The 18,982-nt window shown below is 60.0% G+C and carries 18 protein-coding genes and 1 riboswitch; of the genes, 6 read left to right on the forward strand and 12 right to left on the reverse strand.

All coding sequences use genetic code 11. The features are described 5' to 3' along the window. Positions 1 to 8 precede the first annotated feature (8 nt). From trbJ to trbB, 6 genes are all read right to left on the reverse strand, one after another. A complete protein-coding gene (gene trbJ, locus NKH29_RS07615; protein ID WP_352999430.1) occupies positions 9 to 722 on the reverse strand; it encodes a P-type conjugative transfer protein TrbJ in 714 nt (237 codons plus the stop codon). Between the two features lie 32 nt (positions 723 to 754). Then, positions 755 to 2,773: a conjugal transfer protein TrbE gene (gene trbE / locus NKH29_RS07620; RefSeq protein WP_502911221.1), complete on the reverse strand. Its 2,019-nt coding sequence runs from the start codon at positions 2,771 to 2,773 to the stop codon at positions 755 to 757. 26 nt (positions 2,774 to 2,799) lie between these two features. Further along, the gene (locus NKH29_RS32605) at positions 2,800 to 3,261 is read right to left on the reverse strand and encodes a hypothetical protein (RefSeq protein ID WP_502911222.1); all 462 of its coding nucleotides are present in this window, start codon (positions 3,259 to 3,261) and stop codon (positions 2,800 to 2,802) included. Between the two features lie 10 nt (positions 3,262 to 3,271). Continuing rightward, positions 3,272 to 3,535: a VirB3 family type IV secretion system protein gene (locus NKH29_RS07625; RefSeq protein WP_352589142.1), complete on the reverse strand. Its 264-nt coding sequence runs from the start codon at positions 3,533 to 3,535 to the stop codon at positions 3,272 to 3,274. Further along, the gene (locus NKH29_RS07630; protein WP_254818676.1) at positions 3,535 to 3,798 is read right to left on the reverse strand and encodes a TrbC/VirB2 family type IV secretion system protein; all 264 of its coding nucleotides are present in this window, start codon (positions 3,796 to 3,798) and stop codon (positions 3,535 to 3,537) included. The genes NKH29_RS07625 and NKH29_RS07630 overlap by 1 nt, the downstream gene beginning before the upstream one ends. A 74-nt stretch (positions 3,799 to 3,872) precedes the next feature. After that, positions 3,873 to 4,889 (reverse strand): P-type conjugative transfer ATPase TrbB, encoded by a 1,017-nt coding sequence (gene trbB, locus NKH29_RS07635; RefSeq protein WP_352589139.1) that lies wholly within the window; start codon positions 4,887 to 4,889, stop codon positions 3,873 to 3,875. Positions 4,890 to 5,409: 520 nt separating this feature from the next. Here trbB and NKH29_RS07640 point away from each other — a divergent pair. Both NKH29_RS07640 and NKH29_RS07645 read left to right on the forward strand, forming a co-directional pair. Beyond that, positions 5,410 to 5,667, forward strand: coding sequence for a type II toxin-antitoxin system VapB family antitoxin (locus NKH29_RS07640; protein WP_352814174.1), 258 nt, complete (start codon positions 5,410 to 5,412; stop codon positions 5,665 to 5,667). Next, positions 5,667 to 6,053 carry a type II toxin-antitoxin system VapC family toxin gene (locus tag NKH29_RS07645; protein ID WP_352589137.1) on the forward strand — a complete coding sequence of 129 codons (387 nt, stop codon included), beginning with the start codon at positions 5,667 to 5,669 and terminating at the stop codon, positions 6,051 to 6,053. Before NKH29_RS07640 ends, NKH29_RS07645 begins: the two co-directional genes overlap by 1 nt. A gap of 227 nt (positions 6,054 to 6,280) precedes the next feature. On the opposite strand, the gene NKH29_RS07650 is transcribed toward NKH29_RS07645, so the two are convergent. After that, the gene (locus NKH29_RS07650) at positions 6,281 to 7,321 is read right to left on the reverse strand and encodes a GSU2403 family nucleotidyltransferase fold protein (protein WP_352589134.1); all 1,041 of its coding nucleotides are present in this window, start codon (positions 7,319 to 7,321) and stop codon (positions 6,281 to 6,283) included. A 268-nt stretch (positions 7,322 to 7,589) separates the two neighbouring features. Here NKH29_RS07650 and NKH29_RS07655 point away from each other — a divergent pair, with 268 nt between their 5' ends. Continuing rightward, entirely contained in the window at positions 7,590 to 7,850 is a 261-nt protein-coding gene (locus tag NKH29_RS07655) for a DUF3072 domain-containing protein (protein ID WP_352999322.1), read from the forward strand. 568 nt (positions 7,851 to 8,418) lie between these two features. Here NKH29_RS07655 and NKH29_RS07660 read toward each other — a convergent pair. Beyond that, positions 8,419 to 8,619 (reverse strand): DUF2905 domain-containing protein, encoded by a 201-nt coding sequence (locus tag NKH29_RS07660; RefSeq protein ID WP_352589125.1) that lies wholly within the window; start codon positions 8,617 to 8,619, stop codon positions 8,419 to 8,421. 857 nt (positions 8,620 to 9,476) lie between these two features. Between NKH29_RS07660 and NKH29_RS07665 the strand changes: the two genes are divergently transcribed. Both NKH29_RS07665 and NKH29_RS07670 read left to right on the forward strand, forming a co-directional pair. Next, the gene (locus NKH29_RS07665) at positions 9,477 to 10,361 is read left to right on the forward strand and encodes a hypothetical protein (protein WP_352999432.1); all 885 of its coding nucleotides are present in this window, start codon (positions 9,477 to 9,479) and stop codon (positions 10,359 to 10,361) included. Between the two features lie 638 nt (positions 10,362 to 10,999). Continuing rightward, on the forward strand, positions 11,000 to 11,305 hold the full coding sequence (locus tag NKH29_RS07670; protein WP_352494340.1) for a hypothetical protein: 306 nt from the start codon (positions 11,000 to 11,002) through the stop codon (positions 11,303 to 11,305). Positions 11,306 to 11,964: 659 nt separating this feature from the next. Here the strand turns inward: NKH29_RS07670 and NKH29_RS07675 are convergent. The 4 genes from NKH29_RS07675 to NKH29_RS07690 all read right to left on the reverse strand — a co-directional run bounded on the left by NKH29_RS07675 (position 11,965) and on the right by NKH29_RS07690 (position 15,934). Beyond that, positions 11,965 to 12,141, reverse strand: coding sequence for a hypothetical protein (locus NKH29_RS07675; RefSeq protein WP_352479403.1), 177 nt, complete (start codon positions 12,139 to 12,141; stop codon positions 11,965 to 11,967). 382 nt (positions 12,142 to 12,523) lie between these two features. Then, a complete protein-coding gene (locus NKH29_RS07680) occupies positions 12,524 to 12,958 on the reverse strand; it encodes a CopG family transcriptional regulator (protein WP_352494341.1) in 435 nt (144 codons plus the stop codon). Positions 12,959 to 12,962: 4 nt separating this feature from the next. Further along, the gene (locus NKH29_RS07685; protein WP_352589119.1) at positions 12,963 to 14,960 is read right to left on the reverse strand and encodes a conjugal transfer protein TraG; all 1,998 of its coding nucleotides are present in this window, start codon (positions 14,958 to 14,960) and stop codon (positions 12,963 to 12,965) included. Positions 14,961 to 15,478: 518 nt separating this feature from the next. Continuing rightward, the gene (locus tag NKH29_RS07690; RefSeq protein WP_051409569.1) at positions 15,479 to 15,934 is read right to left on the reverse strand and encodes a YybH family protein; all 456 of its coding nucleotides are present in this window, start codon (positions 15,932 to 15,934) and stop codon (positions 15,479 to 15,481) included. A gap of 1,151 nt (positions 15,935 to 17,085) precedes the next feature. Between NKH29_RS07690 and NKH29_RS07695 the strand changes: the two genes are divergently transcribed. Next, positions 17,086 to 18,630: a Fic family protein gene (locus NKH29_RS07695; protein WP_352999324.1), complete on the forward strand. Its 1,545-nt coding sequence runs from the start codon at positions 17,086 to 17,088 to the stop codon at positions 18,628 to 18,630. A 182-nt stretch (positions 18,631 to 18,812) separates the two neighbouring features. Next, positions 18,813 to 18,929, forward strand: a riboswitch (TPP riboswitch). Positions 18,930 to 18,982: the final 53 nt, after the last annotated feature.

Raw genomic sequence — 18,982 nt, forward strand, 5'->3', positions numbered from 1 at the left:
TCTTCGCCTCAGTCGTGGAACATTTTTACGGATGACGGGCTGTAGCTGCTGCCCGTCATGAAACGGCTGAACTGTTCCCGCGCCTGCTCCTGCGCTGCCGCCCTCCTTGCCTGCTCAAGGGCCTCGGCTCTTCCTTGTGCCGCCAGCATCGCGGTAAGATCGGCAACTTGCTTGGCCTGCACGGCAAGAAGCTGGTTGCCGGCCTGCGTCGCCTGCAGCACGCCGACAGCCGACTGGCTGGCGCTGACCAGCGCGCTCGTCTGCTCTTGTGTCCCTGCGATGTTGTCGACTGCGACGGCGCCGGTTTTCAGCGAATGCTCGAAGGCAGACACCGAGGTCTGCCAGCGTTGATGCGCACCCTTAACAAGCTGCTGGCTGGAGAGATCCGAACCGAAATTCTTGTAAGTGGAGGTAAACTGGCTCTCGATGTCCTGGACGCTATAGGCCAGCTTCTCGGCCTCGCCGAGCAGGGTCTTCATCTCGGAAAAATTGCCCTCAATCTGGCCAAGCAGCGAGGTCGGCAGCGAAGTGAGATTCTTCGCCTGGTTAATCAGCATCTGCGCTTCATTTTGCAGCGAGGTCATCTGGTTGTGGATCTGCTCCAGGGCACGCGACGCCGAAAGCAGGTTTTCGGCGTAATTCCTGGGATCGAACACGATCAGCGCCGATGCTGGTGCCGATGAAAGCGCCGTGGCGACCGCGATGGCGCCGGCTGCCGCCATGCGACGGATAAGGCTGCCTGCAAGAACGGAATTCATGACGAAATCTCCTCTGTGGACTGGTCGATCACATTGGTGAGATTTGGGATGAGGTCGGCCGCCCAGGAGAGACCGCGCTCCGCTAGCCAAGCCTCGAGAAAATGGTCTCGGCCGGCCTCGGCGATAATCCGTTCGATCGCGGCCTGGTCCGATTTGGACGACGTGGCGCAGAGCGCCAGCGCGATCGGGCCGAGCCCCAGTTCGAACAGACGGTTGCCGCGGCGGCTTTGACAGTAATAGTCGCGCTTCGGTATTGCCCGGGCGATGATCTCGATCTGGCGATCGTTGAGACCAAAGCGTCGGTAGATCTCGGTGATCTGCGGCTCGATGGCGCGCTCGTTTGGCAAGAACAACCGCGTCGGGCAGCTTTCAACTATTGCCGGCGCGATTGGCGATCCGTCGATGTCGGAAAGCGACTGCGTGGCGAAGACCACGCTGGCGTTCTTCTTTCTCAGCGTCTTCAGCCATTCGCGCAGCTGGTCGGCGAAACCGCCATCGTCGAGCGCCAGCCAGCCCTCGTCGATGAGCAGCAGTGTTGGCCGGCCGTCCATCCTCTGCTCGATGCGGTGGAACAGATAGGCAAGCACCGCGGGAGCAGCACCTGTGCCGATCAGGCCCTCGGTTTCGAACGCCTGGACGGAGGCTTCGCCGAGACGCTCATGCTCGGCATCAAGCAGATGGCCATAAGCACCGCCGATACAATAGGGACCAAGCGCCTGTTTCAGTAGCGAGGACTGCAGCAGCACGGACAGGCCAGTCAGCGTCCTCTCCTGGACTGGCGCAGAAGCGAGCGACGTCAGCGCCGACCACAGATGTTCCTTGACCTGCGGCGTGATGGCCACGCCTTCGCGCAGTAGAATGTCGAAAAGCCAGTCGGCCGCCCAGGCCCGCTCTGGCGTATGATGGATGCGGGCAAGCGGCTGCAGCGACACGGTGTGAACGTCGTCCGACAGATCGGCCAAGGTGAGCAAGGACAACGGATCGTCAGACCCCTGCCCGCCTGGGGCATTGCTTCCGAGACTGTGCCAATCGCCATTCATGGCGAGCATGGCCGCGCAGATTGAGCCGCCGAAATCGAAGCCAAAGACCTGGCTGTTTTGGTACCGCCGGAACTGAAGCGCGATCATCGCCAACAGGACCGACTTGCCGGCGCCGGTCGGGCCGATGACGAGAGTGTGGCCGACATCTCCAACATGCAGGCTGAACCGGAACGGCGTGGCGTCTTCCGTTCTGGCGAAGAACAGCGGCGGAGCGCCAAAGTGCTCATCCTCGATCGGCCCTGCCCAGACCGCGGAGAGCGGAATCATGTGCGCGAGGTTGAGCGTGGAAAGCGGCGGCTGGCGAATATTGGCATAGACATGGCCAGGGATACTGCCCAGCCAAGCCTCGACAGCGTTGACGCTTTCGGCGATGCAGGTGAAGTCCCTGCCCTGAATGATCTTTTCGACCCGACGCAGCTTTTCGTCGGAAATCGAGGGATCGGCATCCCAGACAGTCACGGTGGCGGTGACATAGGCTTCGCCGATCTGGTCAGAGCCCAGATCCTGGAGCGCTGCGTCCGCATCGGCCGCCTTGTTGGCGGCATCCGTGTCGACGAGAACGGACGCCTCGTTGGTCATCACCTCCTTGAGGATCGCGGCGACAGATTTCCGTTTCGCGAACCACTGACGGCGTATCTTCGTCACCAGCTTGGTCGCGTCGGTCTTGTCGAGCATGATCGCCCGCGTCGACCAGCGGTAGGGGAAGGCAAGGCGATTAAGGTCGTCGAGAATCCCCGGGAAGGTCATCGTCGGAAACCCGGTGATGGTGAGTGTGCGCAGATGCGCCTCGCCAAGCCTCGGCTCTAACCCGCCGGCCAGCGGCTGATCGACAAGCAGGCCATCGAGATGCATCGGCGTTTCTGGTACGCGAACGCCATGCCGCTTGGTCGAAATGGTTGAGTGCAGGTAACTCAGCGTCTCCCCATCGTCGAGCCAGTCAGATTCCGGAACGAAGCCTTCGATGAGGTTGAGCACGCGGTCGGTGCGATCGACAAAACTCTTCAGGAGCTCCCACGGACGACACCGGTCTTTTCCCGGCCTTCGTAGAGCCAGCTCTCCATTCGCGACGCCTCCTCGGCCGGAGGCAGCCACACGAAGGTGAGAAAGTAGCTGCTTTCAAACAGCACACCGGAGTCTTCGAACTGTTCGCGACGCTCGATGTCGAGAAGTGCGGATGCACAATCCGGGAACCGGCTGTCGGGGTAGCCGCTGGCGGGATTGCGCTGCGCTTCGACAAAAATTGCCCAGCCGGAGCCGAGACGGCGCAGCGCGCCGTTGAGCCGCGCGGTTTTGCCGACCAGCTCGGCCGGCGTGGCGGAGTCCAGATCCGGCCCGCGAAAACGCGCCGTTCTTTGAAAACTGCCGTCCTTGTTGAGCACCACGCCCGGCGCCACCAGGGCGGCCCAAGGCAGATAATCGACGAGGCTGGCACTCTTCTTTCGGTATTCCGCGAGGTTCATCATGGCGAAAACCTCAACATCCGAAATGCGTGGGATAGCGAAGGTGCCGGCGAACCACATCGATGAATTGCGCATCGCGCTTTGCCGCCCAGACGGCCACAACATGCCCGACCGCCCAGATGATGAGCCCCGCGATCCACAAACGAAGTCCCAATCCGACCGCGCCGGCCAGCGTGCCGTTGGCAATCGCGACTGCACGCGGCGCGCCGCCGAGCAGGATCGGTTCGGTGAGTGCGCGATGAACCGGCGCGAAAAACCCACGGATCTCCTCATCCATCAGATCAGCGCTCCGCCGCCGAAGGAGAAAAAGGACAGGAAGAACGAACTTGCCGCGAAAGCGATCGACAGCCCGAAGACGATCTGGATCAGCCGGCGAAATCCGCCTGAGGTGTCGCCGAAGGCGAGCGAAAGGCCGGTGATGATGATGATGATCACCGCCACGATCTTGGCGACTGGTCCCTCGATCGATTCGAGGATTTGCTGAAGCGGCTCCTCCCAGGGCATGGAAGAACCGGCAGCATGGGCGGGTGCAATCATCATGATCGCAGCGGTCGCCGCATACGACAGCTCCACGACAGGCTTGCGGAAAGCCGATGAATTGAAGCGGATCTGGGTCATTCTGAAGCTCCATAGGGCGAGTGGTGATTCAAGGTCGTTGTGGTCTCGAGATTTGCTTCCAGGGTGCGATAGTCGCCGGTGGCCGGATCGAGCCCGTCGACCAAGGCGATCTCGACGAGCCGGCGCGCTGAGCCGCGGCCAGCGAGAACCGCGATGAGATCTATGGTTTCGCCAATCAGTGCGCGCGGAACCGTAACGACGGCCTCCTGCACGAGCTGCTCCAGTCGGCGCAGTGCGCCAATGGCAGAATTGGCGTGAATGGTGCCGATGCCGCCGGGATGGCCGGTGCCCCAGGCCTTCAACAGATCGAGCGCTTCCGCGCCGCGTACCTCGCCGATCGGAATGCGATCGGGCCGAAGTCGCAACGACGACTTCACCAGATCGGAAAGCGAGGCGACACCATCCTTGGTGCGCAGCGCCACAAGATTGGGCGCAGCACACTGCAACTCGCGCGTATCCTCGATCAGCACGACGCGGTCGGCGGATTTGGCCAGCTCCGCCAAAAGCGCGTTGACCAGCGTGGTCTTGCCCGTCGATGTGCCGCCGGCCACCAGCACGTTCTTCCGTGTCTCCACGGCAAGCTGCAGGACGTCAGCCTGGCCTTCGGTCATGATGCCGGCGGCGACATAGTCTTGAAGCGTGAACACCGCGACTGCCGGCTTGCGGATGGCGAATGTTGGTGCCGCGACAACAGGCGGCAACAGACCCTCGAACCGGTCGCCGGTTCCAGGCAGTTCAGCCGAAACGCGCGGCGAGCCCGAATGCACCTCCGCACCGACATGGTGCGCCACCAGCCTGACGATCCGTTCGCCGTCGGCCGCGATCAGGATTTCATTGCTTGCAACGAGTCCTTCGCTGAGACGATCAACCCACAGGCGACCGTCGGGATTCAGCATCACCTCGACAATGGCTGGATCGTCAAGGAAGGCTGCTATGGCCGGGCCGAGAGCGGTGCGGAGCATGCGCGCGCCGCGCGACACCACTCTCTTGCTGGCATGATGGTTGGTCGCCATGCGGGGTCCCCGTTTCTCGCCACGAACTGTTTCGTGCCGCGGTCGGGGATCATTAGAAAAGGCAGGAGCGTCGGCCTTGCAACAAGCAAAGCCGGCGATCGTGCGATGACGTGCAGAGACTTGCGAAATGCGGTGCCGCGACCGCGATAGCTCAGCAACCCGGTGCCCGACTGGCCATCGCCGCTCAAAAAGAACAGGCGGCTATATCTACGAGAAGGCATATCTGCTGCTGGCATCGACCAACAAGGATCGCTTTCGCCGATCGAGACCCACCGACCAGTGTCATCGACCGCCCGACACTTCAAGGGGTGATGTCTTCCATCAGCAGCGCCACCATCTCGTCGGCGTCCCTGCCGCGAAGTTCGGCGCCGCCGCGAGCAGCCGGTTGGCGCGACGAGCCACGTCCACACAGAGGTCGGCCCCCGGCGCGGCGCGGCTGTAGGCGAGGCTAGCAGGTATGTTGAAGAGCCTAGAGAACTATGGTAGAAATTGTCAGAAAGGTAGATTTTTGGAGTTTCTCGTGTCCCTGAACATCAAAAATCCGGCCACCGTTGCTCTCGCCGATGAACTCGCACGCCGCCAGGGTATCACTAAGACAGCAGCCATTCACCAGGCCCTTAGCGAGCGCTTGCATCGCTTGGGCTTTGGAGAGACCGCTCAGGAGCGTCTGGTGGCAGAATTGCGCGCCATCCGAGAAAGAGTGGCACGATTGCCTGAACTGGATAATCGCAGCGACGAGGAGATCATCGGGTATGACGAGCATGGAATTCCTAACTGATGGTGATCGATACCTCAGCTGTTGTAGCGATCCTTCGGAGCGAGCCTGAGGCAGCAAGGCTGGAACGAGCGCTGGTCTCCGACCCAATCCGTCTGGTCCCGGCAACCTGCGTGCTCGAGGCACGCATGGTGCTGGTCAGCAGGCGCGGCGAACACGCGTTGGCCGAGATCGATCTTTGGCTGCGCAAAATCGAGGCCGACATCATTCCTGTCGACTCCGAATTGGTTGATCTGGCGACCCAGGGTTGGCTGACCTACGGCAAGGGCCACCACCCGGCGGCACTGAATTTTGCCGATTGCCTCTCCTATGCGTTGGCAAAGCGTGCAGACGAACCGCTGCTTTTCATCGGCAAAGACTTCTCCCAAACGGATATCGAACCGGCATGAGCACGAGACTCTAAGATCATCGGCTGTCTCCAGCTTGAACCCTGTAATAGCGCCCAATCAGTTTCGATTCTGTCGGCTGGGCCTGCATCAAGGGGCGTCATGCCAATTGGTCCCAAAGCAGAGCAAGCTGGCGTCTTTCGTCCCTTCGATCTGGCGCTGCTGGGCCGCGTCTTCGATCGGTTGGAAGTTGAGGGCCAATCCAGCCGGCCAACATGTAGCTCAGACATTCACGGCCGCGACGCTGGTCGCGCGAATAAATGATGGGCTTCGTCGAAAACGGCCCTTGGTAGGACCCGAAGCTCGCTTGCTTTGTAGGGGAGATGCTCGAGATATTGCGTCGTCAGCCAGGCAACCACTTGCGCTTGGGCCAGGTCGCGACGGCGCTTGATTGGCTCGCGATCAGCTCGTTTTGAGACCCAGAATTTGTGAGCGGCAAAAATACGCGGATCGGGAACCACGAGCCGCAACGGTCCGCCTTTTTCATCGATGGCGATTGCTTCGAAAGCAGGGGCATTTTCCAACCATGCCAGGCCGGCGATCTCGGCGGGCACCAATTCGTCGTCGGCCTTCCCGACAGTTTCCCGGCTCGGCTTCCACGCCGGGTTTGCAAGCGGTTTGATCAGATCCACGAGGTATCCGTCGCGGTTCACCGCGCGGAACGTGGCGGATGAACGCTCGAAAGACCGATCGACCTTGCGCAAAAGGTTGATGAGCGCTCCATGTTCGACGTTGGCGCCAGACATGATCCGGAGGGACTGGCGCGAGTCCATGAGGAGATCGATATCTTGGGTCGATGTGATTCCGGGATCCACGAACACTCCGGCCGCCGCCTCATAGGCGTAGATCGCATTCGTGCCGGCAATACGAATGCCTTCCCCGAGAAGACCGGCGTTATCTATTGCCCTGATAATTCTTGCGGCGATCAGGGGAACACGTCCAAGTCGGAGCGCGCGATTGACAGCAGATTGGCGCTCCATCTGCTCCTGTCGCGCAGAGAGCGTTTCTTGGGCGGACGCGCGAGCTGTTTCCCAATCCGCCTTGACAGCTTCGCTCGCCGGCGAGCGCCGACCCTCTGCCTTTTGGTGTCGTACGCCAGCGGCGTCGTAGTAGCTTCGCATCAAGTGGTCAATGCCGTTCACGGTGTGCCAGACGAGGGATCCCCGAAAGCTCTTCGCCTTCCTTTGGGCCTCCTTGAGCGCAATGAAGCGTTGGTCGGAATTGACTTTTTCCCGACGCTGATCGTTATTTAATTCAACAAAATCAGCCAATTCAACAGTTACCCTGCATTTAGCTCCGAGCTGTTGCAATACACAATAGGCGGCGGAGCGGCCCGTTGCAACAGCTCTCACGTGATTCCATTGCGACTGTTGAAGTAGCTGTATTAATTAAAAAATATGACGACAGAGCAGCTTTTCTACGGCAACGCAGTCGAAGCAAAAGCGCCGCTCGGACACGGCCTTCGCTGGTTCCATTCGATCCGCAGACCGGGCCGGTGCAAACGGTGTGAGAAAGCCTACCAAAGTGGCGGAACAAATCATGATCATTTCTCATTGTGTTGATCATCAAGGGAGATTGATCATGGCCGACCGGCACAACCCAAAAATCGAGACATCGGCAAATGTCGAAAAGGACCCGGAAGATTGGGTCAGCGGAGATGACCCAATGACTCCCGCACAAGCCTCCTATTTGAAAACTCTGGCCGAACAGGCCGACGACCCTGACGCCTATGCTGACGGCCTCAGCAAGGCGGAAGCTTCTAAACGCATTGATGTACTCCGGGAGAAGTTAGGCCTGTAGCGTCCGCTCGTGGGCTTTCGTATCCAGCGAAGGACAGCTCGAGCGGGTCGAATTTGGACAGTTTTGCTGCAGGTTGTGACCCGTGCTATTTAATTTTTCTGATTCAGCGCATTGCCGCTACACTCGCGATCGAGACGACAGACGGCGGATGGGAGCGGCTTTTAGGGTCCAGCCCGGCATCCGCCCTAAGCTCACCAAGACCTCGCGCCCGCTGGTCCAATCCTGCTGTCGAAACAGATCAGGACGTCCCGATGATGGCGATATCAAGCCTCGTGTTGTCCAACCGTCGGTTGGTGGACGCATTGCAGCTGATGCATCTAAAGTCCCTGTGATCCACGCGCACAGGGCATGCCGACCCCGAGCCCCCGCCCGGTGCAACAGCGCTTGATCGCCCCCGCCGCACCAACCTGTGCGGCGGGCTTTTTTACTCACGCGATGGAACACCGGCGCGCAGGGAAAGTTCTGCCCACGCAGCAACTCTTTCCCTCATATTTTTGCTGCCAGATCGGATATCTCCGATCGGCCCGCGTCGTTCTTATCCTCCGGCGACGCGGGCTCGCCGTCCTCGCTATCGGTTGAGTAGCCACAGAACAAACGAAAGCACGATGCTGATCAGAATCCCGGTGCCGATCGGAACATAAAACGTGAAGTTCTCACGTTGGATCACGATGTCACCGGGCAATCTGCCCAGACCGATCCGAGACACCCAAGGCCACAATAGGCCTATGGCAACTATGATCAAACCAACGACGATCAGAGTTCTGGACATGGCGGCATCCGACCGGGACTATGGTGGCTGCCCTTGGCTGGGCTCATTCTCATTGCTGTTTTGCTGTCGTTGCGCCTCAATTTCTCTTGGTTCTTCCTGTCTATCTTCGCTGTCTCGTAGTCAGCATCGCCGACTGCGCGAAGCAATTCGTCCTGGTCAGGGCCTACGGTGTCCCAAATGCTCAGAGTCGTCGATGCCTTATCACCAATCCGTCCGAATGCCGTTCTCCTCGTTGATCGCCGCCGAGGATACCTGGTATCGTTGCGGGCACCCAAAGGAACTTCTCGTCCGGCGTCTTTAATTCATGGAGGCAAACAATTCGTATGCAGTCATTGGGCAGTTGACGACGCCCTTTACGTTGAAGGTTGCGACGGTGGTCATTCTCACCTCAAGCCGATCCGCTCCATCGCACCCGCGGATTGCCGTGACAATGCCCCCTTTCCCCGCCCGGCCTGAAGTGCTTAGCTGTCGTCCTTATAAGACTTGGCGGCTTCATCGATCTTACGCCAATCGTTTCCGTGGCGCCGCACAAGCTCTCGCGCTTGGGCTGGCGACACACTTTGCGTTTCGACGATGTGGTTCACTTCCGTCTCCTCGCCTTTCAGGGGACGCGAACGAGGGCTAGTTGGCCGTCTGGCCGTTGGGTTTTCTGCATCTCGTCTGGGCATGAGTGGACCTCTCCTGGAGCAGAATAACGATCCGGCGCGGCGAAGGTTTCGCCACGCCGGGCGCGTTGAGCAGTTTCACCGATCGCCTCATTGGCTTCCCCTTGCGGCTCTGACCGTACGTTCTGGTGTTCTTGGACCCAAATGAGCTGCACCGCGTTGTTTGAGAGCAGTGCTGTGCTTTGCAATCTGATGAAAAAATCCGACGCCCCTGGTGCACCGCAGCCAGCTCCTGGTGCCGAAGCGCGCTTTCCGTACGATCGCGCGGCGGTTGAGCGGTTTCGACAGGCATTCCCGCGCGCCAGGTGGAGTGACGAGCGCAGAAGCTGGTTCGTGCCGGGAAAGACTGCCGCGCGGCGCGTCCAGCGCTGGATGGCGCAAGAGGCGGATCTACGAGTAGCATATGATGACAGCAAGGGACGGGATGCCTTCGCCTTCGATCCCCTGTCGAGCCGGTATCTGGAAATCGCGGACGACCTGCGCCTCCGCACGCCATATTCGCGGACGGTCCTCGAGGAACTGCGAGCCGTTCCATGGGCGAGCTGGGACGACGAACTGCGGGCCTGGAGGGTGCCTTTCCGCTCATACGAGGAGTTGAGGCGCCATTGGCCAAGCATCGAAAGGGCCGCAGGCCGCGCAGAACCGGACGAGAGGAAACGGCGACGGGAAGCGTCCAAAGACTCCGAGGAATATAAAGCCGCTAGATTGCGGTATGCCGAACGCAGGCGACGTCGCTATCCATTGCCTGCTGACGATTTACCCCGGCTTGGCCTTACCGTGGCGACGGAGCAATACGGCATCGTCGTCTTCACCGACATTTCGGGTGAACTCGTAGACGCCTCGGAATTAGCAGCGTTCTATCCGCATTTGATCGAGGCGGACGTCGACCATGTCTGGGGCAGATGGCGTCCGGCGACGTTGGCTGAATTGATTAGAACATGGCCCGCTCGGCGTGCTGCCGAGTTAGCGGAACGGCAACGAGGCTGGTGGCAGCCAACGCTGCCCGAGCTCAGGATCGCTCGCCAAAAAGCTCGAAGCCTGGCGCGAAGAAGGGCAAAGCTTGTGTCATCGTTCTAGCCTTTCAGGCCCGGCGCTTCCAGCGTCTGTCCGGTTGCCATTGTGATTGAAATGTCCCCCGATCGGAGCCTCCCATGTGCAACGATAGCGAACAACATATGGCCTGGCTGAATATTACCGGATGATAGCGCCGCTGGCCTTGAATATCCCGAGCCTGAAAACGAATTTGACTTGCGCTTAGGCGCACGACACCCGCATTGACTATTCGGCTCCAATAACCAGCGTGGCAGGTAAAGCCGTCGAGCGGCTTCTATGACGTTTGGAAGCCGGACCTAACGGCGGGCCTGTGTTCAACTTCCGCTCCGAGGGAGCCGTCACTTTGGGAACAGCACGCGATACCTGTTTCCGGCGTCGGCGTTCCTCCGCTCCACGCACCCTTTATGGCCATCGCCGGACCGAGAGGAAGTCCGTCACTCCGCTAACACGTGGTTGGGCAAGCGCGCCAAGGTCATCGCTGAAATGTTAAACCATTTCTGCAGAATTTGACGCACACAAAGGCCGATCCGAGGCCAACTGGGAGTGCATACCCCAGCTTGGAATTGTGCGGAACCGTACGAAGCCGATTGCAAGCAACCAACCTGGTTGGCCGGGCATTAATTTAGCAAAGCGTGAATTAGGAAAGCATCGGGAGGAACACCATGCTGCACGTTAACATGCCTGGTGAATTTGAGGTCGGCGATGAGGTTGCGCTAGCAGGTATCGTCATCGCGATTCTCCCCAGCGGGCGCGCCAGGGTGAGCATTCCTTCGTATGACCATCCTTATACGATTGATCCGCCACCGAAAGTCCGGGCCGGCGACCGAGTGGTTCTTGTTGGGGACGTCACCCGCATCGATTGCGGAGGGAACAAACTCACTGTGCGCATTGACTGCGGCGGGGTGATTACTGTCGATAAGTCGGCGATCACTAGGCTGAGAAAGCCCCGCCGGGCTTCAACGGGTTAACGCTCCGGCGAGACAACAGCCGGTGTCGGCGCGGGGAAGATGCAAGCGCCTTTGAACAGCCCAAGGGTGCCGCGCTGTCCAGTCGGATATGGAGCGGACGAACGGATAAATGGGAGCTCGACGCTAGGGCAGGCGCCCAGCGTAGCGCGTTCCTCGCGCTTTCGGATTACCGGTGAAGCAAGTCAGATCGTCGCATTCGCGATCGTCGCTCTCGGCAACAGGCGGCGCGCCCGTCCAGGACGCGTGGCACGTGTGCGCTGTGGAAGGAGACGACCAGCACATCCCGTGTGAAGGCAACGCGGCATCCCGCTCGACGGGAACTTTTCTCTGCAGCGAGCGCTTGGTCGCCGGTCAGACGCGATGGGCGCCGGCTCGTATCCATTATGGAGATCACATGTTCGTCCCGCCACCGATGCCCGCAAAAAGTCTGCTTCGGTGCGTCGCGACGGAACTGGACGACATGGTTGCGGTGGAGTAAGCGCCCTCCCCTGGGTTAACAACCGGTCGGTGACAGCCACGGCCACATCGACAACAACCGCAACGGCAATCAAGTCGTCGCTGAAAGCCTGCAAGGTGTCTGTCACGACACAGCGTGCCGGCAAAGCTACGCCCTCGCGACAGGGATTCGTTGTAAGCTGACCCGACGGCAACGCCGGCGACTACGAGTCGAGGTCGTAGGGCTGATGGCCCAGCTCGTTGTGATGAAGCGCCTCTGCCATACACCTGATGTCGAATGCCTGGCCGCACGCCGGGCAGACGACGAAATACTCCTCCTCCCGAAGTGGCAATGCGTCGTGGTCTTGGGGGATGACGATGTCATTGTATTCGTCGGGCATTGGGTCCTCCGGAAACCCGCCCGCTATGCTGGAACGCCTGCCAGCAGGATTTGTTTCAAAGTTATTGCGCCAAGGAAAGACCTGATGTCCGGTTCGGCAGCGATACCGTGCCACCGGGCAGTTTCAAAGTGATTATCAATCTTTGGTACGGCGCGGGCAAGAACCTGTTCCTCGGGGCGGCGAGGCTCGAATTCAACCAAGCATGCGCGGTCGAAAGAACTCCAATCCGGCAAGGCACACTGCTAGCCGAGATCGACTGTGGAGACGAATGCCGAGGTCCGCCGCTCCGATGAAAGGTGATCTGATGGGTATCAGCTGCGCAAAATAGCTCCGCAATCGGGCACCGGGGTTGGGCTTTTGAAGCGCCTGTCTTGCCGGCAGCTCATCCAGTTGCCGGCGGCGCTGGCGGAACATCGTCGGCTATCTCCTGCCTGAGCCTTGGTCCTTTGCTGAGCCGGCGACCGAGCGCATCGACGAAATTGTCGTAGCGCTGCAAGCCCTTGGCACGCGCCTCCGCTTGCGCCGATTCCGGCAAGGCTGGAGTCGAGTTGAGCCAAAACCGGACGAACAATGCTAGCGTCTCAATAGCAATTCCGACGTCACGCTCGACCCGCTGCACGCGTCGATCGATCTGGTCGAGGCGGCGAGTGATCGCCGCTTGCTTTCGTTCTTCGGCGTCCGGCGACAGGAACGACGCGAGCGCAGCCTCGGCGACCAGTGACAGCGAGACCTCGCGCCGCCCAGCGTAATCTGCCAGTGCCCTCATTACGTCAGGGTCGAGATAGGCAGACAGACGTCTTTTCTTGGCGTTCTTCATGCGCTCAAAGCTCAATGCCATCATTGGGGTCAAGGGCGGCCTGACGAGCTGCGCGTCTCATGGCTTGATCGACACTGCGGCGACGAACGGCGTCATCATCGGGCTCGTCCCTGTCGAGGTCGAACTCATCGTCGCAGCGTGGCGTTCGTTCCGGCGCGATGTCTTCGTGTTCGGGAAGCTCGGGCTGGCGGCGAATGCCGCCATTGGCCGGATCCTCGTCCTGCTGATCCCTGGCAAGCCTCAGCTTGCGAGATTTGCCTTCCGGCTCAGCAAGAAGTGTCGTGTCGGTCCAGTCCTCAGAGCGAGCGTTCTGCATTGTCCCTCCGGTCCTTGGCGGCGGCAAGACACGCTCGGCAAGACGCGGGTCGGCAAAGTAGCGTGCCTTCGTCGCACGGATTGGGAACTGGCCCGAGATCATAATGATCGCCTCGGTCGGGGGCAGCTGCATGATCTCGCCCGGCGTCATCAGTGCACGCGCCGTTTCCTGCCGCGAGACCATCAGATGCCCGAGCCAGGGCGACAATCTGTGCCCCGCATAGTTTTTCATGGCGCGCAACTCGGTCGCGGTCCCCAGAGAGTCTGAGACGCGCTTGGCCGTCCTCTCGTCATTCGTGGCGAAGCTCACCCGCACATGACAATTGTCGAGGATGGAATTGTTCGGTCCGTAGGCCTTCTCGATCTGATTGAGCGATTGTGCAATCAGGAACGACTTGATGCCATACCCGGCCATGAAGGCCAGCGCGCTTTCGAAGAAATCGAGCCTGCCGAGCGCGGGAAACTCGTCCAGCAGCATCAAAAGACGCTGCCGGTGGTCCTTCGCGTGAAGATTTTCGGCGAGCCTGCGGCCGATCTGGTTAAGCACGAGTCGCATCAGCGGCTTTGTGCGACTGATGTCCGATGGCGGCACGACCAGATAGAGCGTCGTCGGCCGTGCCTCCTCGACAAGGTCTGCGATCCGCCAGTCACAGTATGACGTCACCTTGGCCACAACTGGATCGCGGTAGAGGCCCAGAAAACTCATGGCCGTCGAGAGCACGCCGGAACGCTCGTTCTCGGACTTGTTAAGCAGTTCCCGAGCAGCCGACGCCACGACGGGATGCGGGCCTGCATCACCCAAATGCCGCGTCAGCATCATGGCGCGCAGCGTTGCCTCGATTGGCCGCTCTGGATCAGAAAGGAAGTTCGCCACGCCTGCGAGGGTCTTGTCTTTCTCCGCATAGAGCACGTGCAGTATTGCGCCGACCAGCAACGCATGGCTGGTCTTCTCCCAGTGGTTGCGGCGTTCCAATGTGCCTTCTGGGTCGACCAGGACATCCGCCACGTTCTGCACATCTCGAACTTCCCACTCGCCCCGTCGCACCTCCAGCAGAGGATTGTAGGCTGCGGATCCAGCATTGGTCGGGTCGAACAGAAGCACCTGGCCGAAACGGGCCCGCCATCCGGCCGTCAGTTCCCAGTTTTCGCCTTTGATGTCGTGGACGATTGCCGAACCCGGCCAGGTCAGTAGTGACGGCACGACCAGGCCGACGCCTTTGCCGCTTCGGGTCGGTGCGAAACATAGCACGTGTTCCGGACCGTCGTGGCGTAGATAGTGTCGGCCCAACATACCCAGGATCACCCCATCCTGACCGATCATCCCAGCGGCCTTGATTTCGTCTCGCGTCGCCCAGCGCGCCGAGCCGTAAGTCGTGGTATCCTTTCCCTCGCGCGCCCGCCACAGCGACGTCCCGATCGCTGCGACGATAGCCATGAGGCTTCCGCTCGCCGCAATCGCCGCGCCCTCCAGGAAGACGTTCGGCGCGTAGGCGTCGTAGAAAAACCACCACCAGAAAAAGGCTGGCGGCGGATAAACGGGGTGTCCAGCCAATTCGAACCACGGCGGACCGAGTTGGCTTTGAAAGTCGAGCCGCCCTGCCGTCCACTGTGTTGCTCCCCATGTTGTCGCGACGACGATCAGAAAGGCGGTGAGTATCTGGCCCCATAAAACCTTGCTTGCCGGCATCGGTCGTTTCCCAAATGGATGATCGGAACAACCGAAAAGCTCGAATTCCTAAATCCGCAAGAAAAAAGGGGCGGTCGAAGCAGCATGGCGTACCCGGACGTGGAAAGACTTGCCCGATGCGATCTCGAATGTTGAACGAGCATAGGGGGGCTGCTTTCTTCTGGAGCCGTTGAGCCGCTACTTGCCCAATGATAGTTAGTTGTCTCGGCTCAGATGGCATTTGACGAGATGGACGGGTTCTTGGAGAACCACGGATTGCGCATGACCAAATGAACAAGAGTCCTCAGCGGCGCGCCGAGCCGGAGAACACTCTAGTCCCGGCAAGTGGTGGTCAGCCGTTCTGCTGAGCTCGAATCTTACCGCCTCCCTGATCGGTAGCGCGATAGATCCAGAGCCGACTCGATGAGCAGACCCATCAAGTCTGTTCAATTTTGTTAATCAATTCAGTCACATCAACTATTGCCATGGACTTTCGTTGGAACTGTTGCAAGCCGCGCCGGCCTCACGGATCGCGGAATCTATTGGGCCGCACCTAAGTTCCAGATGTCCCGATGCAGGCGCCATGTCCCGTCGCCCCCTTTTTTCCAAACGACAATGTACTTGCCCGCAACGGTGGAAGGGGCACCGCCTTTGCTCGGCACACTGAGCGTAAATGCGCCAACTTCGTAGGCGAGATTCCCGCTCCCTTCCACTTCCAGCGCCTTCAGGGTGAGATTCTTCATCCCGGCCTTGATTGCGCCCTGCCAGAATTCTTCCACGCCCTTGCGGTCATCGACGCGTTTGCCGTCGGGTGGCAGCAGAGCGGCATCGTCGGTATACATTTGACCTACCGCTGCTGCGTTTCCGCTGTTGAAGGCGTCCATGAATTTTACCAACGCCGCTTCGATGTCCTCACGAGCCGAGTGGGCGGCCGCAGACAATGCAGACGAAAGAAGCAGCACAGCAGCAAATGCAAATGACTGAACCAGTCTCATTTCGTCCTCCCTTGCGTACCCGACATGCCCACCCGATGAATAGCGCCGACCCGAGGGCGCCGCGGCGTTCGATGGCTAGGCGCGGATTATATTAGACTTATCCGATATGACGGCGCAAGCGCAGCTGCGACCCTCTGAACGACCAGCGTAGCAGCTGCCGGAGAGCTTCAAAGCGGCGGCTACCGCCTCACTGCCCTCCTCGTCTCGACGAAAGAGTTCGTTCGAATGATGCTTTTCCGTGGCTTTGCTCGCAAGTTTTCGTCAGCCAGCGCAGGGCCTCCTCTTACGCTCGCTGGTCGTCAAGGCCCAGCGGCCACTAGCTGACAGTCCCCCCGCAGCCAAGCCGCTGGGCCCTCGACGTGGGGAACGAGCATTGGAGACGATGTCGCGCTTTCCGTTACAGCCCGAAGGCGGGTGACAGATGACCGTGTCAGCCTCTCCACCCCGAGCTACGATTTCACGCATTCGATCAGGCACAGCTCTCTCGGGCTAGCGCGCCAAGCATGAGTTAGCTCCCGAATGAGCAGGTGCCACCCAGTTCAACTTCGGCCCTTGCGCGCGCAAAGTATTGGGCGAGATCGATCGGCAGTCCGGTCGGCAAATTGGGGCAGCGATGGCGAGAATGAATGCCAGGAACTTCCCTTCGGTGCCGCTTCGTCGATCTGTTTGCCGAGAAGACGCGCGCGCTGCGTGCCGTCCCCCATACCGCAGAGAACTCACTTCAGGTCACACACACACACACACGACGCCACCGAGATCCTGCATCAGTTTTCTACTCCGACGCCGCCACGTCACCAAGATCAGTCGCGAGCGTGATCGCGGCTATCAAATCGGGATCGCGCGCCGGAGCGCTCTATGAGTGAGCCCCGAACGGCGCGGTTCTCCTCGAGCAATCCGGCTCGACGTAAGGCGGGCCATCCGTGCCGGCCTCGTGACTAAGAGACGGGCGAATGGCGGTTCCTGGACTCACCTTTTTGTCATGAAGTCGCTTCCTTGAGCCGGTGGCGGAGTTCTTGCTTGATTACTCCAGCACCGTTTAGAATCGGTTTTCGGAAAATTTGTCTTGTGGCATCAATTTTCATGGAATAGGATCATTTTTCACAGGTGTTGGCCCAGCTGAAGCAAAAATTCGATGAAAGGATTCGCTTTTCATGCCTGCGGTGCAAGAGCACCAATTTTCAGGTCCTGTTACCGTTTTTCAGGAAATCCGCCTTCCTGAAACGGCGACCCCGGCCGGGTACAGCGCCCTGGTCGGAGCCTACAGGCTCGCCGTGCCCTTGCCCCGTAGGTTGTTCGCCACGGGCGAGCATCATCGCATTACCGAACGGGATGGCTGGCGGATCATGACCCCCCGCCACGCCCCAAATCCTACCCTCGAAGGCCACCTGACCTTTGCGCTCAAGTACGAGGGACTGGACCTTGCCGTCCTCAAGCGGCTGTTCCAAGTGACCGGTCCCGCGCCGATCGAGGCGCTGGTCCGTGAAAGCCCGACCGGCAGTTATGCCCGCCGCATCTGGTTTTTATATGAATGGCTGAGGGGCGCCCGTATCGATCTGCCGGACGCGGCGGCCGGACGATACATTCCGGTTGTCGATCCCGAGCTGCAGTGGCCCGGACCCGACAAGACCGCTTCGCGCTACCGCGTAAGGGACAATCTCCCCGGCACGCGTGAGTTCTGCCCTCTGGTGTTCCGCACCAAGATTCTCGAAAAATTCATCGGCCTTGAACTACCGCGGCGCGCGGAGGCAATCGTAGCGGACGTGCCGCGCGACCTTCTTGCTCGGACCGCCGCCTTTCTTTTGCTCAAAGACTCGCGATCAAGCTATGCGATCGAGGGCGAGCGCCCGCCGCAAGATCGCATCCAGCGCTGGGGCCGCGCCATCGGCGAAGCCGGCCGCTGGCCGATCGATCGCGATGAGCTGCTGCGTCTGCAAAGAATTGTACTTGGCGACGCCCGTTTCGCAAGACTTGGCTTCCGAAAAGAAGGAGGTTTCGTCGGTGAGCATGACCGAGACAACGGCACGCCCTTGCCCGATCACATCAGCGCTCGGCCCGAGGACCTGCCGCGGCTAATCGATGGAATGGCGGCGTTCGATCAGGGCCCCGCGCAAAACCTTGATGCAGTCGTAGCCGCCGCAATCCTCGCCTTCGGCTTTGTCTACATTCACCCGTTCGAGGACGGAAACGGCCGCATTCACCGCTACCTAATCCACCACGTCCTTGCCATGCGCGGCTTCAATCCGCCGGGAGTGGTCTTTCCCGTCTCGGCCGCGATCCTGGACCAGATCAACGAGTACAGGGGCGTGCTCGAGAGCTATTCGCAGCGCCTTCTGCCATTGGTGGAATGGGAACCGACGCCGCAATTCAACGTCCGGGTGCTGAATGACACCGGTGATTTCTACCGGTTCTTCGATGCAACCCCGCACGCCGAATTCCTCTATGCCTGCGTTCAGCGGACGATCGAACGGGACCTTCCCGAGGAAACCGCATTTCTGCAGCGCTACGATCAGTTCCGGCAGCAGGTGGACGCCTTTATTGACATGCCCGAGCGGTTGACCGATCTGCTCTTCCGTTTTCTTCACCAGAATGATGGACATCTATCGAACCGCGCGCGCGAAAAGGAATTCGCCACGCTGACCAGTGACGAGGCAGGAAGAATCGAGGCGATCTACGCGCAAACCTTTGGTGCCCATTGAAGGTGTGATCATCAGGATCGATTTTTAGTCCGACGGTTTGTAATTCCCTTGTCCCTGCCTTCATCTCCGAGGCTTGACTTGTCGCCGAGACATGCACGATTTTTTCCGCACGGTCTGACCGGCCGCCGATCAGCCGCGGCCAGAACGCGCTTGACAAACCGGAGCCGTCCCGTCCAACCTCACGCATTCACCAGGGGAGTCCCGGCAAGGGGCTGAGATACTGCTGGCATTCGCGGCGCAGTGACCCGTTGAACCTGATCCAGTTCATACTGGCGTAGGGACGGTGCAAGCGCTTGCGGGAGTTTACGCCCGAGGTCCTGTTTCGGCAGGTCGACAGAAGCGTCTTTTCATC

It is taken from the genome of Mesorhizobium sp. M1295, assembly GCF_040318135.1.
Taxonomy (GTDB): domain Bacteria; phylum Pseudomonadota; class Alphaproteobacteria; order Rhizobiales; family Rhizobiaceae; genus Mesorhizobium.

Coding starts and splice junctions, on each gene's coding strand:
- trbJ (WP_352999430.1), bottom strand. CDS start 722: ATGGCGGCAGCCGGCGCCATCGCGGTCGCCACGGCGCTTTCATCGGCA.
- NKH29_RS32605 (WP_502911222.1), bottom strand. CDS start 3,261: ATGATGAACCTCGCGGAATACCGAAAGAAGAGTGCCAGCCTCGTCGAT.
- NKH29_RS07625 (WP_352589142.1), bottom strand. CDS start 3,535: ATGGATGAGGAGATCCGTGGGTTTTTCGCGCCGGTTCATCGCGCACTC.
- NKH29_RS07630 (WP_254818676.1), bottom strand. CDS start 3,798: ATGATGATTGCACCCGCCCATGCTGCCGGTTCTTCCATGCCCTGGGAG.
- trbB (WP_352589139.1), bottom strand. CDS start 4,889: ATGGCGACCAACCATCATGCCAGCAAGAGAGTGGTGTCGCGCGGCGCG.
- NKH29_RS07645 (WP_352589137.1), top strand. CDS start 5,667: ATGGTGATCGATACCTCAGCTGTTGTAGCGATCCTTCGGAGCGAGCCT.
- NKH29_RS07655 (WP_352999322.1), top strand. CDS start 7,590: ATGATCATTTCTCATTGTGTTGATCATCAAGGGAGATTGATCATGGCC.
- NKH29_RS07660 (WP_352589125.1), bottom strand. CDS start 8,619: ATGTCCAGAACTCTGATCGTCGTTGGTTTGATCATAGTTGCCATAGGC.
- NKH29_RS07665 (WP_352999432.1), top strand. CDS start 9,477: ATGAAAAAATCCGACGCCCCTGGTGCACCGCAGCCAGCTCCTGGTGCC.
- NKH29_RS07670 (WP_352494340.1), top strand. CDS start 11,000: ATGCTGCACGTTAACATGCCTGGTGAATTTGAGGTCGGCGATGAGGTT.
- NKH29_RS07675 (WP_352479403.1), bottom strand. CDS start 12,141: ATGCCCGACGAATACAATGACATCGTCATCCCCCAAGACCACGACGCA.
- NKH29_RS07680 (WP_352494341.1), bottom strand. CDS start 12,958: ATGAAGAACGCCAAGAAAAGACGTCTGTCTGCCTATCTCGACCCTGAC.
- NKH29_RS07685 (WP_352589119.1), bottom strand. CDS start 14,960: ATGCCGGCAAGCAAGGTTTTATGGGGCCAGATACTCACCGCCTTTCTG.
- NKH29_RS07690 (WP_051409569.1), bottom strand. CDS start 15,934: ATGAGACTGGTTCAGTCATTTGCATTTGCTGCTGTGCTGCTTCTTTCG.
- NKH29_RS07695 (WP_352999324.1), top strand. CDS start 17,086: ATGCCTGCGGTGCAAGAGCACCAATTTTCAGGTCCTGTTACCGTTTTT.